This is a genomic window from Halobiforma lacisalsi AJ5 (assembly GCF_000226975.2).
Lineage (GTDB): Archaea > Halobacteriota > Halobacteria > Halobacteriales > Natrialbaceae > Natronobacterium > Natronobacterium lacisalsi.
The window spans coordinates 2,085,584-2,100,087 of record NZ_CP019285.1 but is presented as its reverse complement, the minus strand read 5'-3'; the positions used below and the strand labels follow the sequence as shown (position 1 = coordinate 2,100,087).

15 protein-coding genes and 1 tRNA gene are annotated in these 14,504 nt (G+C 65.7%); 5 read left to right on the top strand and 11 right to left on the bottom strand.

Annotation, left to right across the window (positions count from 1 at the left end; translation table 11 throughout):
- Window positions 1-165: 165 nt before the first annotated feature.
- The 3 genes from CHINAEXTREME_RS10070 to CHINAEXTREME_RS10060 form a co-directional block, all read right to left on the bottom strand.
- A complete protein-coding gene (locus tag CHINAEXTREME_RS10070) occupies window positions 166-1,404 on the bottom strand; it encodes a mandelate racemase/muconate lactonizing enzyme family protein (protein WP_010546599.1) in 1,239 nt (412 codons plus the stop codon).
- Between the two features lie 232 nt (window positions 1,405-1,636).
- Complete coding sequence (locus CHINAEXTREME_RS10065; RefSeq protein WP_007143417.1) at window positions 1,637-3,040, bottom strand: alanyl-tRNA editing protein; 1,404 nt, start codon at window positions 3,038-3,040, stop codon at window positions 1,637-1,639.
- A gap of 73 nt (window positions 3,041-3,113) precedes the next feature.
- A complete protein-coding gene (locus tag CHINAEXTREME_RS10060) occupies window positions 3,114-3,662 on the bottom strand; it encodes a helix-turn-helix domain-containing protein (protein ID WP_007143416.1) in 549 nt (182 codons plus the stop codon).
- A gap of 139 nt (window positions 3,663-3,801) precedes the next feature.
- Here CHINAEXTREME_RS10060 and CHINAEXTREME_RS10055 point away from each other — a divergent pair.
- A tRNA-Leu gene (locus CHINAEXTREME_RS10055) sits at window positions 3,802-3,886 on the top strand.
- A gap of 371 nt (window positions 3,887-4,257) precedes the next feature.
- Window positions 4,258-4,821 carry a DUF420 domain-containing protein gene (locus CHINAEXTREME_RS10050; protein WP_007143415.1) on the top strand — a complete coding sequence of 188 codons (564 nt, stop codon included), beginning with the start codon at window positions 4,258-4,260 and terminating at the stop codon, window positions 4,819-4,821.
- Window positions 4,822-4,992: 171 nt separating this feature from the next.
- Here the strand turns inward: CHINAEXTREME_RS10050 and CHINAEXTREME_RS21850 are convergent, their stop codons facing one another.
- Window positions 4,993-5,136: a hypothetical protein gene (locus CHINAEXTREME_RS21850; protein WP_007143414.1), complete on the bottom strand. Its 144-nt coding sequence runs from the start codon at window positions 5,134-5,136 to the stop codon at window positions 4,993-4,995.
- A 482-nt stretch (window positions 5,137-5,618) separates the two neighbouring features.
- Here CHINAEXTREME_RS21850 and CHINAEXTREME_RS10045 point away from each other — a divergent pair, with 482 nt between their 5' ends.
- Window positions 5,619-5,936, top strand: coding sequence for an RPA12/RPB9/RPC11 RNA polymerase family protein (locus CHINAEXTREME_RS10045; RefSeq protein ID WP_029601555.1), 318 nt, complete (start codon window positions 5,619-5,621; stop codon window positions 5,934-5,936).
- A gap of 297 nt (window positions 5,937-6,233) precedes the next feature.
- Here CHINAEXTREME_RS10045 and purF read toward each other — a convergent pair whose 3' ends face one another.
- From purF to CHINAEXTREME_RS10025, 4 genes are all read right to left on the bottom strand, one after another.
- Entirely contained in the window at window positions 6,234-7,706 is a 1,473-nt protein-coding gene (purF, locus tag CHINAEXTREME_RS10040) for an amidophosphoribosyltransferase (RefSeq protein WP_007143412.1), read from the bottom strand.
- A gap of 166 nt (window positions 7,707-7,872) precedes the next feature.
- Complete coding sequence (locus tag CHINAEXTREME_RS10035; protein ID WP_007143411.1) at window positions 7,873-8,760, bottom strand: ferritin family protein; 888 nt, start codon at window positions 8,758-8,760, stop codon at window positions 7,873-7,875.
- Window positions 8,761-8,802: 42 nt separating this feature from the next.
- Window positions 8,803-9,111 (bottom strand): cupin domain-containing protein, encoded by a 309-nt coding sequence (locus CHINAEXTREME_RS10030; protein ID WP_007143410.1) that lies wholly within the window; start codon window positions 9,109-9,111, stop codon window positions 8,803-8,805.
- Between the two features lie 100 nt (window positions 9,112-9,211).
- Window positions 9,212-10,378, bottom strand: coding sequence for a YeeE/YedE family protein (locus tag CHINAEXTREME_RS10025; protein ID WP_007143409.1), 1,167 nt, complete (start codon window positions 10,376-10,378; stop codon window positions 9,212-9,214).
- Between the two features lie 257 nt (window positions 10,379-10,635).
- On the opposite strand from CHINAEXTREME_RS10025, the gene CHINAEXTREME_RS10020 reads away from it, so the two are divergent.
- The gene (locus tag CHINAEXTREME_RS10020; protein WP_007143408.1) at window positions 10,636-11,094 is read left to right on the top strand and encodes a desampylase; all 459 of its coding nucleotides are present in this window, start codon (window positions 10,636-10,638) and stop codon (window positions 11,092-11,094) included.
- Window positions 11,095-11,109: 15 nt separating this feature from the next.
- On the opposite strand, the gene ubaA is transcribed toward CHINAEXTREME_RS10020, so the two are convergent.
- Complete coding sequence (gene ubaA, locus CHINAEXTREME_RS10015; protein WP_007143407.1) at window positions 11,110-11,967, bottom strand: SAMP-activating enzyme E1; 858 nt, start codon at window positions 11,965-11,967, stop codon at window positions 11,110-11,112.
- A 125-nt stretch (window positions 11,968-12,092) separates the two neighbouring features.
- On the opposite strand from ubaA, the gene CHINAEXTREME_RS10010 reads away from it, so the two are divergent.
- Window positions 12,093-12,359 (top strand): MoaD/ThiS family protein, encoded by a 267-nt coding sequence (locus tag CHINAEXTREME_RS10010; RefSeq protein WP_007143406.1) that lies wholly within the window; start codon window positions 12,093-12,095, stop codon window positions 12,357-12,359.
- A gap of 12 nt (window positions 12,360-12,371) precedes the next feature.
- On the opposite strand, the gene CHINAEXTREME_RS10005 is transcribed toward CHINAEXTREME_RS10010, so the two are convergent.
- Both CHINAEXTREME_RS10005 and CHINAEXTREME_RS10000 read right to left on the bottom strand, forming a co-directional pair.
- Window positions 12,372-13,073 carry an MBL fold metallo-hydrolase gene (locus CHINAEXTREME_RS10005; protein WP_007143405.1) on the bottom strand — a complete coding sequence of 234 codons (702 nt, stop codon included), beginning with the start codon at window positions 13,071-13,073 and terminating at the stop codon, window positions 12,372-12,374.
- A gap of 59 nt (window positions 13,074-13,132) precedes the next feature.
- Window positions 13,133-14,311, bottom strand: a complete 1,179-nt coding sequence (locus tag CHINAEXTREME_RS10000) for a cystathionine gamma-synthase (protein WP_007143404.1) — start codon at window positions 14,309-14,311, stop codon at window positions 13,133-13,135.
- Window positions 14,312-14,504: the final 193 nt, after the last annotated feature.

Below are 14,504 nucleotides of genomic sequence, written 5' to 3'. Positions count from 1 at the left end.
TCGAGTCTCGAGTCTCGAGGCGCTTCGTCGAACACCGTGAATCGAAGATTCACGAGCCCGATGAAGCTACGCTTCATCGAACACCGTTGAGCAGAGCTCAACGTACTTGACGAGGCCTATGCCTCGTCAAACAGCACAAATCCGCGATTTGCTGGCTCAACGAAGCTACGCTTCGTCGAACAACTCCTCTCCCTCGACCATGTGCTCCTCGACCGCGTCCAGGTCGAGGGTCACACCGAGGCCGGGCTCCTCGGGAACCTCGATGTAGCCATCTTCGATGACGTCCTCCTCGACGAGGTCGTCCCACCACTCGAGTTCGTACGAGTGGAACTCGATCGCCAGCGCGTTCGAGATCGCCGCACCGACGTGGACGCTCCCCATCGTCGCGACCGGCGAGGCGACGTTGTGCATCGCGACCGGAACGTAGTACAGATCCGCCAGGTCCGCGATCTTGGCCGTCTCGCGCATCCCGCCGACCTTCGGCATGTCCGGCGCGATGATGTCGACCGCCTGCCCCTCCAACAGTTGTCGCTGCCCGTGGGTCCGATAGACGTTCTCCCCGACGGCGACGGGCGTCGCCGTTCCCTTGGTGATCTCCCGCTGGACGTCGTGGTTCTCCGGCGGCACCGGGTCCTCGAGCCACCAGACATTGTATTCCTCGAGGCGCTTCGTGAGTCGTTTCGCGCTCTCCGCGGAGAACGACCAGTGACAGTCGAAGGCGACGTCGGCCCGGGAGCCGACGCGTTCGGTCACGGCCTCGACGATCGAGGCCTTGTGTTCGATCTCGGGTGCGCGGAGGTGGCGGTTCGCGCGGTCCTTCTCGTGGCCGGAAGGGACGTCGAGGTCGAACTTCAGGGCGTCGTAGCCGAGTTCGGTGACGACGCGTTCGGCCTCGTCGGCACACGCGATCGGATCGGCCTCTTCCTCGGTGTGGCAGTCACAGTAGACCCGGACCTCGTCGCGGTACTTCCCGCCGAGCAACTGGTAGGCCGGCACCTCGAGGATTTTGCCCGCCAGATCGTGCAGTGCGACCTCGATGCCCGAAATCGCGGTGACGGTGACGCCGCCGATCGACCCCTCGCCGGACATCTTCTGGACGAGGTGTTCCGTGAGGCGGTCGATATCCAGCGGGTTCTCGCCGCGGAGGAACGGCGCCATCCGTTCGATGAGTTCCGGCGCGCCCGCGCCCCAGTAGGCCTCGCCCGTGCCGACGATGCCTGCGTCCGTATAGACCCGAACCAGCGTCCACGGGAAGTTACCGTCGACCATCGTCGTCTGGACGTCCGTGATCTCGACGTCTCGACCGTCCCCGCGCTCGCGGGTCACGTTCATCGTCTCCGCCGACAGATCCCGCATCGTGTACTCCGCGTTCGGGTCCCGCAATTTCGAGTAATCGATGCCCATGCGGCGTCCTTCACCCGGACTTCAGGAATAGGTTACACCGGCGAATGAACGCCGGGCGTCTCCCACCGGTCTCGAGTTCGTCCGTCGGTCGTCCCCAGTTGTCGGCTCGCGACTCGAGCATTCGATCGATTGAACGAACGAAAGTATTTAGTTACGGTAATTCCCAATTCGAGTTGCTGTCGGTCATGCCTATCCGGACGTCCCCACGATCGTCCACGACAGCACCCGACGCTTACTCCCGGTCGAGGTAGCGCCCGATCGTTTCGGGCGCGGCGTCGAACCCTCCCCCTTGTGCCAACCGATCCGAGCCGCCGCCACCGCCGCCGAACTCCGCCCCCAGCTCCTCGAGGACGGCCGTCGCAGGCTGGACCTCGGGGGCAGCTGATCCGACGACTGCGAACGTGGTCTCGTCGCCCCCGAGTGCGACGACACCGACGACGTCCGCGTCGACCGGGCCGTCCCCGTCCGGGCCCGTGTGTTCCCGCACAGCGTCGCTGACCGCGTCGACCGGGAGGTCGCCGACGGTCGCCACCAGCCAGTTTTCCCCGTCCCTGTCCCCGTTCCCGTCACCGTCACCGCCCCCGCCCCGTTCGATAACACACGCGTCCTCGCCCGTGAGACGTGACGCCGCGAGCTGTCGTTCCCGTGTCGCTACCCGGTCGGCGAGTTCTTCCCGGTCATCGACGACGCGTGTTACCTCCTCGCCGACGTCCGCGATCGATGCGCCGAGCGTCCGCTTTGCGTCGAAGACTGCCCGCTTCTCGGCCGTCCGCCGTTCGATCGCGGCCGGCCCGACGGCCAACTCGACCCGCGTCAAGCCCTCGCCGGGGTTCGAGCGGCCGAGCACGGTCACCGGCCCGATCTCGCGAGTGTTTCGGACGTGGGTTCCGCCGCAGGCGGCCACGTCCCAGGTGTCGTCCCCAAGTCCGGATCCCGAGCCGTCACCGATCGGCTCGTCCCCGCCACTCGAGGTGACGACTTTCGGTCCCGCGCCATTGCGTCCGAAGCCACCGGTTCCGACCCCGTTGCCGCCGTTCCCGTTCTCGTCTTTCCCGCCGATCGTCACGATTCTGACGCGCCCTTTTCGGAACGCACCGTCCTCGGTCGCCTCGTTGAAGGCCACGTCTTCGCGCTCGCGGGCCTCCGCGACCGGCACCGACTCCCAGGAGACGGGGCGGGATTCCCAGACCGCGCGGTTGACCAGTTCGTTCAACTCGATCAGCGTCTCGTCGTCGATCTCGGTACCCGTCTCGAGATCGACCCGGACCTTCTCCTCGCCGATGTCGAACCCGCCGTAGCCCAGGTCCTCGAGGAGCCGTCGCCCGGCCCCGTAGAGGACGTGACTGGCCGTGTGCGCGCGCATGCAGTACATTCGGAACGACCAGTCGATCGAGCACAGCACTCGCCTTCCGACCCGGAACGACGGTTCCTCCGCCAGCACGTGGACCGGTTCGCCGTCTTCTAGTTGAACGTCGACGACTTCGGCGTCGCCGATCCGGCCCCGGTCGGCCGGCTGGCCGCCGCTTTCGGCGTAGAAGTAGCTTCGTTCGAGCCAGACCCGCTTCCCGTCGATCGACGTCACTTCGGTCTCGAACCGCGTGGCGTACGGCTCGGCTGCCGCCAGTTGCCCGCTCATCGGTTTCACTCCGGTGGCCGACAGTAAAAGTCTGCTCGCCGACGCGCCGATGCGCCGTCGACACCGGCGACTCTTACTCGGAGAGCGTGACGTCCAGCCGCTGCTCGAGGGCCGCGATCAGCCCGCCACCGACGCCGGCCTGGGTTGCCCGGCCCTGCTCGACGGCGAGGATGTCTTTCTCCGGCGCCTCGAGTTCCTCCGCGAGTTCCTCGCGCTGGAGGCCGGCTTCCTGCCGGGCCTCGACGAGTTTCTCACCGTAGTCAGAGACGAGGTACGGCAGGGGGTCGTCGTCGTAGTTCGTCCCCTCCTTCTCCCAGTGTTCGGAGTCGCCGTCCCAGACCGGGTTGGCCTTCGCGACGTTCTGAGCCGCTTTCTGCTTGCGACTAGGGCCGTCATCCTGACCGGACCCGCTCGCGCCGCCGGCCGAGGCCGAGGCCGAACCCGATCCGGAACCCGACCTCGACCCAGACCGCTTCCCTTCGCCGTGTGGCGCACAGTCCGGGCACACCTCGAGTTCCGCGCCGGCCACCGACGCGAGCTCGAGGGAGTCGCTTTCCGCACCGCAGAGTTCGCAGTTCGTCCCGCCGCCGCCGGAGGACGAACCCGTCGAATACTTGGCCATGGTACAGTTTGGCAACTGCGCCATTTCAACTCTCCGCTCCACCCGTTCCGTGTGACCTCGCCGCAGGCATCGACCGAAAAGAAAGGTCTTTTATAATCACGCTGGATACGATTGAGTGCGGAAAAGAAAGAGACTGCGAGCGTGGGTAGCCAAGCCAGGCCAACGGCGCAGCGTTGAGGGCGCTGTCCCGTAGGGGTCCGCCGGTTCGAATCCGGTCCCACGCATCGCATGCGCGGCATGACGCCGCGAAACGTGAGGCGAGCGCGGGGCCTCCCGTCCCGCGGCTGCCACGGGCTCGCCCGTGATGCAGTTCACCGCCGAGCGACACGATGCAGGTGATTTCCCTTCGTGGAAATCACCCACGCACAATTCCTTCCGAGAACTACGCCGGACAGCGGTAGCTCCCGTCGACTGACTCCGACCGGGGCTGCCGGTAGCGACCAGTCCGGCTGACCGTCCCGTCGTCTCGAGACCGACGAACGCCGCGACCGCCCCCATCTCCGGAGACGCGAGGACGTGGCGGTCGGTTCACGAAACCTCGAGACGCGTCGACCGGGACAGAAACGGCTTTCCGCTATCGGTCGAAGGTCGACGTATGGAGTACGTGCCTCGAGAGCGCGTTCGGTCGCTCGCCGCCGTCCTGAGCGTCGTTTCGCTGACGGTCGTCTTCGCGGCCGCCGGCGGCCGGATCCCCCAGTCGGCCGTCCCGACGGCCCCCGAGTGGATCCTCGATCTGATCCCCCACGTCAACGTCGTCATCAGCGCGACCGCGATCGGGACGATCACGGCCGGCTGGCGCGCGATCCGTCGCGGAAACGTCGACAGACATCGTGCCGCGATGATCACCTCGTTCGGGCTGTTCGCGGCGTTTCTCGCCCTCTATCTCTACCGGCTCGTGGCCACGGGCGGCCCCCAGCCGTTCCCGGGGCCGGAAAGCGTCTACCTGTACGTCTACCTGCCGGTGCTGGCGATCCACATCCTCCTCGCGGTCGTCTGTATCCCGTTCCTCTACTACGCGCTGTTGCTCGGGTTCGCGTACCCGATCGAGGAACTGCCCCGGACCGCCCACGCCCGGTTCGGCCGGATCGCCGCCAGCCTGTGGCTGATCTCGTTCAGCCTGGGGATCGTCGTCTACGTCCTGTTGCACGTCGTCTACTGATACTGCCGGACAGAACTACCTAAACCCGGTCGCATACGTGCAGCCGTTTCACGTCGGAACGGCCACGAATTCGCGACCGACTTCGTATTGACTGCTATCCGGTAGTATGAGCGGTCGACGCTCGAGACCCGGCCGCTCGAACTCCGCTTCCGTTCGGTTCGTCCCGATACCTCACGTGACCAGTTGCTGGAAGAAATCGCTAAACGTGATCAATATGAGGCCAGCGATGACGATCAGGATGAGGAACCCGAAGAAGATGAGTATCGCCTGTCGGCCCGTGAGCGATTCGCCCTCGAGAAACTCGTTTACGTCCATAGCGGACGTTCTACGGGGCCAGTAAAAAACGGACCGACTGGACTCAACGGATCGAGTCGTATCGCTCTCCTGTAGTACAGCGGAGCCGGTTCGAACAACCCGGAACAATCATCGTCGTTCTCCCGTATTTCCGCGCTTCAGCCCACTAATTCGGGGCCGGTTACGTCTCGTTGAGGTGCGCTTCCGCCAGTCGATACAAGAGCGACGTCGATCGATACGAGTCGGCCGGAGACGATTGCTCGACCCGATTGCGCTTCCGTAGCGGACTCGATCGATGATCGTACTATTTCCGTTTGTCGTCTCAAAATGCAGATTGTTGGTCCTCTCGCCGATGATCCCCTCGAGTTCCTCGTCGGTTTGTGTTTTGACGGCTCCGTCGAATCGCTGTACTGCGGTATATTTTACCGTTTGACGATACGTTTGATTCCCGAACGTAGTTGAATTAAAAACCTATATCTGCCACGTGCGTAGATTGAGTTACGATGCAATTTTGCGACGAGTGTGGTTCGATAATGCACACGGAAGGCGACACGTGGGTGTGTCGCTCCTGTGAGAACGAGGACCCGCGGGAATCGAACGCGGAAGCGGCGATGGCGATCCGGGAGGGGCAGCAAGACGACGGGGCACCTGCCGTGGCCGACACGACCCAGGGCTCCACTGAGACGATGCAGGAGCCCTGTCCAGCGGACGACTGCGACAGCGACCAGGCCTACTCCGAGATGATGCCGAAACCGGGCGGTTCCTACGAGGTTCGGCTGTTAACCTGCGTCGAGTGTGGCCACAAGTGGCGCGAGTCCTGACGGCGCATCTCGCGAACCCCCTCCACTTAAATGCGCACGGACTTTCCCCGCATTCCTTCCGGAAATGTACGCCGATACGCAACTGCTGTCTGCTGATTCTGCTTTCAACTGCAGACGAATAGTCTGCCGATACGGTTCTCAGCATCGATCAGATCGCATTCCTTCTGTCACCGTCTCACAAGACGCGTCACGACCAAATCCGGGAGCTAGAAACCGCGGTCCTACGTGGCTTTTCGACTATCTGGGAGATTCCCGCCCAGAGGGTCGATGGACGGCAGGTCATCCCTCTCCCAGCCGTCAGTCGTCGGCCATCGTCCGACCTGCCTCGAGGTCGGGGCGGGTGACGTCGCGGTCGGTCTCCTCGCCATCGATATCGTAGGGGTATTCGCCGGTCACACAGCCCAGACAGAGGTCGATCCGGTCTTTCCCGAGCACGTCCGCGACGGCGTCGGTCGAGAGATAGGCGAGGCTGTCGGCGTCGATGGCCTCGCGGATCTCGTCGACGCTCTTGTCCGCGGCGATCAGCTCCTCGCGAGTGGCCATGTCGATCCCCATATAACACGGCGCGGCGATCTCGGGCGCGCCGATGCGCATGTGGACCGCCTCGGCGCCGGAATCTTTCAGGAGCTTGACGAGCTGGGTCGAGGTCGTGCCGCGGACGATCGAGTCGTCGATCAGCGTGACCGTCTTGCCCTCGACGGTGGACTTGATAGGATTGAGCTTCAGCCGGACCGCCCGCTCGCGTTCGTCCTGGGTCGGCATGATGAACGTACGCCCGACGTAGCGGTTCTTCATCAGGCCCTCGGCGAACTCGACGCCGTCGTCGTCGGCGTCGCGGGGCTCGCCGTCGGCGGTCGTCTCGCCGGCCGCGTCGGCGTAGCCCGAAGCGAACGCCCGGCCGGAGTCGGGGACCGGCATCACGACGTCGGTCTCGACGCCGCTTTCCGCCCAGAGTTTCCGGCCGAGATTTCGGCGGGCTTCGTAGACGAGCGTGTCGTCGATGACGCTGTCCGGGCGGGCGAAGTAGACGTGTTCGAAGAAACAGTGGGCCGTATGGTCCCGCTCGACTAGCTGGTAGGAGTCGAACCCCTGCCCGTCTTCCTCCAGGACGATCAGTTCACCGGGCCGGACGTCACGGACCAGCTCCCCGTCCAGGGTGTCGATGGCCGCCGACTCCGAGGCGAGGATGTAGCCGTCCTCGAGTTTCCCGATACAGAGCGGTCGGTTCCCCTGCGGATCCCGAACGCCGAGGACGGTGTCGTCGTGGCTGATCGTCAGCGAGTACGAGCCGTGGATGCGGTTCATCGTGCGCTTGACCGCGCGCACGAGGTCCTCCTCGAGGAGGTTGCGCGCGAGGTCGTGGGCGATGACCTCGGTGTCGCCGTCGCTGGTGAAAGCGTGGCCGACGGCGGCCAGTTCCTCGCGGATCTCGTCGGCGTTGACGAGGTTGCCGTTGTGCGAGAGACCGAGCGAGCCGCTCTTGAACGAGACGGAGAACGGCTGGGCACAGGAGGAGTCGACCGAGCCCGCGGTCGGGTAGCGGACGTGGCCGATGCCGGCCGACCCCGCCAGTCCGTCGAGGTCGTCCTCGCCGAAAACGTCGCCCACGAGGCCCATCTCGACGTGGCTGTGCTGTTGAAAGCCGTCGTGGGTGACGATGCCGGCCGACTCCTGGCCGCGGTGCTGGAGCGCGTACAGCGCGTAGTACAACGGCCGCGCCGCCGAACGACCGGCCAGCGAGACGCCGACGACGCCGCACTTTTCGGTCATCCCTGTTCGCCGGGGAGTCTCGCCCCGCCCATCAGTCATGGTCGACCGTAGCGTGCTCCCCCGATAAAAATCCCGTGTTTGTGCCCTCAATGCCGTCTCGAGAACGTATTTTTATCCACGTTTGTGTATAACGAAACCGCAACCAGGCTCGAAGCCACGTCCCACGCTACTCCTCGAGACGAACCAGTTCCTCGACGTCTGGCAACTCGCCGTCGTCGACGATCTGTGCCATCCGGTCGCGGTGTTTCTCCGCGGCGTAGCCGACGAGAGTCTCGTCGTCGACGCCGGTCGCACCCTCCTCGACCGACTCACCGACGATTCCCTGAACGAGCATCGCGAGTTCGCCGACCGTCCCCTCGATCAGGGCGGGATCGACGCCCGCCTCGTGGACGAGCCGCTCGAGTTTCCACATCCCGAAGCCGACGTGTCGGCCCTCGTCGCTCCGGATGCTGGAGAACCCCTCGACCAGCCCCGGCAGCCGCGGGAGGTCCGCGTACTCGCCGCTGAAGTTCCGCTGGACGCCGTAGTAGCCCGTCTGGGCGAGAATTCCCTCGATCGCCATGTGGTAATGACAGTACGCGAGCGCGCGGTTTTCCGGCGTGTCCTCGACCAGTAATCGGCCCATCGCCGTCTCGTTGCGCTCGAACAGTTCCTCGTACGGGTCGGAGAACCACCGCTCGTCGATCGGAGCGGTCGGCTCGAGGCCTCGCCGCCGTTCCTCGGGCGTGATCACCGTCCGCCAGTACCGGTCGAAGAAGTCCGCGTGTTTGGCCTCCTCGTAGAGTTGCGTCGTCACGAACAATTGATCGGCGACGTCCTCGAGGACGACTCCCAGCGGCGAAAGGTCCTCGGTGACGGCCTCCTCGCCCGCGCCGAACAGCGCGAGCGTCTCGCGCAGGCCGTCGAACGCCGGTTCCGGAACCCCTCGAATCGCATCGCGGTCGGCCTCGAGGTCGATCCCATGGGGATCCCAGTGACGTTCGACGGCGTTGCGGTAGTAGCGAAACGAGCGGCGGTCGTGATCGATCCGCCCTGTCGAGTCATTCGTTGGCATATGACGGCGTTCGACGCCGCCGGGAAAAACGGTATCGCTCGGTTAGCCGTCCGAGCCGGTCTTCGGCGCGAAGACGACCAGTGCCGTGCTCTCCTCCCTGGCGTGTGGCGAGACCTCCCGGTCGCCGTCGAACCGGACGAGATCGCCCGCCTCGAGGTCGTAGGTCTCCCCGTCGAGGTCGAGGTCGACGGTCCCCGAGAGGACGTGGAAGAGGACGTGCGACTCCGGGTGTCGATGTTCGGGGATCCGCTGGTCCCCCTCGAGTTCGAGACGAACGGTTCGGGGCTCGTCGTCGAACGCGACCGCGTGTGGGGTGTCGGTGAGCGACTCGAGCGACGTACGTTCTGGCATGAATGAGTCGTCGTCGCTCGTCCACTTGTACTCACGGCGAACTCCGGGGCTGTGGGAACACGGGAGTTCTCGAGCGCGAAAGGGAGGGAGACTCGTCGGATCAGATCGCGCAGCCGACCTCGCGGTAGAGCCAGTGGGTCATCACGTAGACGCCAAGCACGATCCCCACGGCCGCGATGAACGAGTGGATCGACAGCGAGGCGATCCCCGAGTAGATGTTCCCGATGTTACAGCCGGGCGCGAGCCGGGAGCCCGCTCCCATCAGGAAGCCGCCGACGACGGCGTTGGGGAGCCGCTGGAGCTTGGGCGTCCGCACGGAGAAGTCGCCGCTCCAGGCGGCAGCGATCCCCGCGCCGACGATGACCATCGCGATCATGATCATGTCGACGGTAACGGAGACGCCCTCGCCCGCGAACAGGATCGATCCCCAGTACTCGTAGGAGCCCGCGTCGACGCCGACCTGCTGGAGCAGGTAGCCCGTCCAGCGTGCCTCGGGGCCGGTGACGCCGACGATCGAGACCTGCGAGAACCAGACGACCGCGACGGCGGTGATCCCGAGCGCGGCCGTCCGCGGGTCCCACGGCTGCTTCGAGGCGGCTATCGGGTCGTCGATCTCGCGGAAGCCCCGAACGTACGAGCGCGTCCCCTCGAGGAGTCGCCGGGTTCCGACGACGGGCGTCGCGAGGACGACCGGGCGGAACTCCGCGGCCTGCTCGCGTCCCGTCCCGGTCTCGCCGGCCTCGCGGCCGACGACGGTGACGTACGCGAGCCCGATCAGCGCCGAGGCCAGCAGCGCCACGAGCGGCGCGGGAAGCGAGGACGCCTCGAAGAGCGTGACGCCCTCGCCGAACGTCAACGGCGCGAAGTACGTCGACTGGAGCGTCGGAAAGGCGACGGAGAAGGCCGCGTAGCCGACGCCCATGAACAGCAGGGTCAGCCAGAAGTGGAGGTACCCCTGGCCGGCCCGATAGAGAGTCCCACTCGCACAGCCGCCGGCGTAGGTCATCCCGACGCCGAAGACGAAGCCGCCGACAAGCCCCGTCAGGCCCCAGTCGGGGGTCCAGAACCCCTGGTAGTAGCCGAGCTGGTAGAGCACGCTCCAGCCCAGCATCGTCGATACCACCGCGACGAGGACGCCCTTGGTAACTCGGGTGTCCTTGAACGCGAACAGGTCGCGAAACGCGTGGACGAAACAGAACCGGCCCTTCTGGAGGAAGATACCCAGTCCGAGGCCGACCACCGCCGCGACGAGCAGCGTCGATGTCATCACCGGTCGTTCTCACTGCCGGTCCTAAACCGCCCCCGTTACGGGAACCTCTGCACGGATCGATGACGGCCCTCAGGACGAAATACGGTGCTTCGGTAACCGATACGGCCGCCTCAGCGCGATACCGGGAGGGCGGGAACTCTGAGGCCCCGGCAACACTGGCTCCTATCTATGATCGGCCTCGCCGCGACCTGTTCGGGCCGATATCGCCGATCCGGAGTGGATAGCTTAAGACGCTGCAACCCCCAGCCACGCGCATGATCGAACTGTCGCGGTCGGCGTACGACGAGATCGTCTATCAGGCCTACGACGGCGACGAACGGGAAGTCTGTGGGATCCTCGCCGGCGAGTACGACCCGGACCACACCGTCGTCACCGACGCCTATCCGGCCGAAAACGTCGCCGACAACCCCGAGATCCGGTACGCGATCGATCCCGAGGAACAGTTCGAGATCACCGAACGGATCGAGGAGGCGGGCCTCGAGGTCGCCGGCTTCTACCACTCCCACCCGGCGGGGCCGGCCGAACCCAGCGAGACGGACGCGGCGCGGGCGACCTGGCCCGATTTCTCGTACGTCATCGTCGCGCTCGACGGCTACCCGTTCGTGGGTTCGTGGCGCTGGCGCGAGGACGAAGAGCGGTTCGAGGGGGAGCGGGTGCGCGTGGTCTCGAGCCGTAGCGAAGGGGACGGTGACGACCCCGTTAGTTGTCGTTAATCGTCGTCAGTCGCGTTAGTCGTCACTGGCTTCGATCTCCGGTTCCTTGGCCGTCCCGTCGATCGAACAGGAGGCCGTGTACTCGACGTCGTGAACCGAGTCGATCGCGGGATCGTCACCACAGACCGGACAGTCGTCTTTCTTGGTGATCTCGACGGTGTCGAACTCCATGTTCAGGGCGTCGTAGAAGACCATCCGGCCGTCGAGGAGGTCGCCTTTCCCGAGCAGGAACTTCACGGCCTCGGTGGCCTGGATACAGCCGACGGTGCCGGGGAGGACCCCCAGCACGCCAGCCGTCGCGCAGTTGGGGACCATCCCCGCCGGCGGAGCTTCGGGGAACATACAGCGGTAACACGGCGAGTCCTTGCCGCCGGCGAAGGTGGTGATCTGGCCCTCGAACTTGAAGATCGAGCCGTGGGAGAAGGGGACGCCGGCGAGGGTACAGGCGTCGTTGACGAGATAGCGGGTTTCGAAGTTGTCAGCGCCGTCGATCACGAAGTCGTAGCCCTCGATCAGGTCCTCAACGTTGTCGGGCGAGACGCGGAGTTCGTGTTTCTCGACGTCGACGTCGGGGTTGATCGTCTCGACGTACTCCGCGGCGCTGTCGACTTTCTTGCGTCCCACGTCGTCGTCGTCGTGGATGACCTGCCGCTGGAGGTTCGAGAGTTCCACCTCGTCGTCGTCGGCGATGCCGATCGTTCCGACCCCGGCCGCCGCGAGGTACTGGATGATCGGCGAGCCGAGCCCGCCCGCGCCGATCACCAGCACGCGCGAGTCGAGCAGGTCGCTCTGTCCCTCCGGCCCGACCTCGTCCATGATGATGTGTCTCGAGTATCGGTCCAGTTGCGTCGGCGAGAGATCCAGGTCGCTCATCGTCCGCCGTTGGCACCGGCGCGGAATAAGGACCCCTCCGTCGGCGTCATCTGCCGCCATCCGCGACGAGAGCCGTTCTTGCCGAGGGCGGGGGCCTTTTAGGACGGTGTCGCCAACCGCCGGGTATGCCAACCATCAAGGTACCAGCCGTACTGAGCGGCGGCGGCGCGTCCTCGCGCGTCGAAGTCGAGGGGGAGACCCTTCGCGAGGCCTTCGACGCTCACGCCGCAGAACACGGCAAGTCGCTGCGCGACAGCGTGATCGAGGACGGCGAGATCAAGGAGTTCATCAACGTCTACGTCGACGGTGACGAGGTCTCGGACCTCGAGGAGCCCGTCGATGAAGGGTCCCAGATCCGGGTCATTCCGGCGGCCAGCGGCGGCTCGCGGTAGGTCCCCGGGTTCTCACTTCTCGCGTAGTTCTCGGTGTAGCTCCTCGAGTCGCTCGGTTCCCGCCTCGGCGTAGCCGCCGTGGTAACAGACCACGCCGTCGATCTCGAGGCCCGCGAGGTCGCCGACCGATTCGATCGCGCGATCCATGTCCGGCGTGAACTCCGGTTTGGGGCCCTCGAGCGTCTCCGTTCCGTCCGCGACGAGCGCGTCGCCGGCGAGCAACACCCCGCTCTCGGGGAAGTACAGCGACACGTGCCCGGGTGCGTGGCCGGGCGTCTCGACGACTTCCATCGGGCCGGCGAGCGTCGGGATCCGGACGCCGCCGGCGAGTTCCAGGTCGACCTCGACCGGGGGGTAGCGGTCGCCGTCGCCGTCGCCGTCGCTCCCGAGGGGATCACGTTCGCCGGTCAGGAACGGCGCTTCCTCGCGGTGGGTCGCAACGACTGCGTCGGTGTGCTCGAGCAGGGCCGCGAGCCCGCCCGCGTGGTCGGCATCGTGGTGGGTGACGACGACCAGCCAGACGTCCGCGAGTTCGTGGCCGAGGCTCCGGACGTGCGTTCGAAGCGACTCGAGGCTCCCCTCGGGGCCGGCGTCTATCAGGACGAGGCCGCGCTCGGTTTCGACCAGCGCGGGCGTAACGGTTAGCTCGCGGCCGCCGTGGTCGACCGCGATCGGGAGCGCGTGCAATCCGACGTCGTCCTCCTGTCGTGACATGCGCGTCCGTTCGTACGGGACGCAGTTAGGTGTTCAGCGATCGGTCCGGGCTCGACGGCTTACTCGAGTCCGGTCTCGAAAGCTCGCTCGAGGTCGGCGATCAGGTCGTCGACGTGTTCGATCCCCACCGAGACGCGAATCAGGCCGTCCGTCAGGCCGGCCTCGATGCGCTCCTCGCGGGGGATCGCAGCGTGGGTCATCGGCGCGGGCTGTTCGATCAGGCTCTCGACGCCGCCCAGACTCTCCGCGAGGGTGAACACCTCCGTCGAGGAGACGACCTCGCTCGCCTCCTCCATGCTCGCGTCGAGTTCGAAGCTCAGCATCCCGCCGAAGTCATCCATCTGCTCGCGTGCGATCTCGTGGCCCGGATGGGACTCGAGGCCGGGGTAGTAGACGCGGTCGACCTCCGGCCGGTCCTGGAGCCAGTCCGCGATCTGCCGGGCGTTCTCGCAGTGTCGGTCCATGCGGACCGGCAGCGTCTTCGTCCCGCGGAGGACGAGGAACGACTCGAACGGGCCGGGCGTCGCGCCGACGGAGTTCTGGTAGAAGCCGAACTCCTCGTCGAGGTCCTCGTCGTTCGTCAGCAAGGCGCCGCCGACGACGTCCGAGTGGCCGCCGAGGTACTTGGTCAGCGAGTGCGAGACGATGTCAGCTCCGAGGTCGAGCGGGTTCTGGAGGTACGGCGTCGCGAACGTGTTGTCGATCGCACAGAGGGCGTCGTGGTCGTGGGCGATCTCGGCCGCGCCCGCGATGTCGACGATCGACATGAGCGGGTTCGTCGGGGTCTCGAGCCACAGCAGTTCCGTGTTCTCCTGGAACGCCGCCTCGATCGCCTCCAAATCCGTCATATCGACGAAGCTAAACTCGACGTCGTAGTCCTCGTAGACCTGTGTGAAGATGCGGTGGGTGCCGCCGTAGACGTCGTTGCCGGTGACGACGTGGTCGCCGGCCTCGAGCAGGTTGAGGACGGTGTTGATCGAGGCCATCCCCGAGGCGAAGGCGCGTCCGTACTCGGCGTTCTCGAGGCTGGCGAGGTTCTCCTCGAGGTCGGTTCGCGTGGGGTTGCCGGTCCGGGAGTACTCATAGCCGCGGTGCTCGCCGGGAGCGTCCTGCTGGTAGGTCGAGTTGGCGTGGATCGGCGTCATCAGCGCGCCGGTCTCCTCGTCGGGGTCCTGTCCGGCGTGGATCGACCGGGTCTCGATCCGATAGTCGGAACTGCTGTCGTGCTCGTCGCTCATGGTCGCCACGATGCGCGGACGAAAGTTACGTCTGTCCATCCTCTTCTGCCGTCGGAAAGTCCGACGTTCCGGCCGCAAAACGTCCCACTGGCAGGATGTCAGTCACAGGCGAGTGGGACGGGCAGGGGACGATGTCACATAGTGGACGGAACCGATCTGGCAACGACTGATTCCCCCAATCCCCTGCCAGCCG

What these genes read in the sequence shown, in the direction of transcription:
- CHINAEXTREME_RS10005 (WP_007143405.1), bottom strand. Translation starts at nt 13,073, where the DNA reads ATGTCACGACAGGAGGACGACGTCGGATTGCACGCGCTCCCGATCGCG.
- CHINAEXTREME_RS10030 (WP_007143410.1), bottom strand. Translation starts at nt 9,111, where the DNA reads ATGCCAGAACGTACGTCGCTCGAGTCGCTCACCGACACCCCACACGCG.
- CHINAEXTREME_RS10050 (WP_007143415.1), top strand. Translation starts at nt 4,258, where the DNA reads ATGGAGTACGTGCCTCGAGAGCGCGTTCGGTCGCTCGCCGCCGTCCTG.
- CHINAEXTREME_RS10060 (WP_007143416.1), bottom strand. Translation starts at nt 3,662, where the DNA reads ATGGCCAAGTATTCGACGGGTTCGTCCTCCGGCGGCGGCGGGACGAAC.
- CHINAEXTREME_RS10000 (WP_007143404.1), bottom strand. Translation starts at nt 14,311, where the DNA reads ATGAGCGACGAGCACGACAGCAGTTCCGACTATCGGATCGAGACCCGG.
- CHINAEXTREME_RS10065 (WP_007143417.1), bottom strand. Translation starts at nt 3,040, where the DNA reads ATGAGCGGGCAACTGGCGGCAGCCGAGCCGTACGCCACGCGGTTCGAG.
- purF (WP_007143412.1), bottom strand. Translation starts at nt 7,706, where the DNA reads ATGACCGAAAAGTGCGGCGTCGTCGGCGTCTCGCTGGCCGGTCGTTCG.
- CHINAEXTREME_RS10035 (WP_007143411.1), bottom strand. Translation starts at nt 8,760, where the DNA reads ATGCCAACGAATGACTCGACAGGGCGGATCGATCACGACCGCCGCTCG.
- CHINAEXTREME_RS10070 (WP_010546599.1), bottom strand. Translation starts at nt 1,404, where the DNA reads ATGGGCATCGATTACTCGAAATTGCGGGACCCGAACGCGGAGTACACG.
- CHINAEXTREME_RS10025 (WP_007143409.1), bottom strand. Translation starts at nt 10,378, where the DNA reads ATGACATCGACGCTGCTCGTCGCGGCGGTGGTCGGCCTCGGACTGGGT.
- CHINAEXTREME_RS10010 (WP_007143406.1), top strand. Translation starts at nt 12,093, where the DNA reads ATGCCAACCATCAAGGTACCAGCCGTACTGAGCGGCGGCGGCGCGTCC.
- ubaA (WP_007143407.1), bottom strand. Translation starts at nt 11,967, where the DNA reads ATGAGCGACCTGGATCTCTCGCCGACGCAACTGGACCGATACTCGAGA.
- CHINAEXTREME_RS21850 (WP_007143414.1), bottom strand. Translation starts at nt 5,136, where the DNA reads ATGGACGTAAACGAGTTTCTCGAGGGCGAATCGCTCACGGGCCGACAG.
- CHINAEXTREME_RS10020 (WP_007143408.1), top strand. Translation starts at nt 10,636, where the DNA reads ATGATCGAACTGTCGCGGTCGGCGTACGACGAGATCGTCTATCAGGCC.
- CHINAEXTREME_RS10045 (WP_029601555.1), top strand. Translation starts at nt 5,619, where the DNA reads ATGCAATTTTGCGACGAGTGTGGTTCGATAATGCACACGGAAGGCGAC.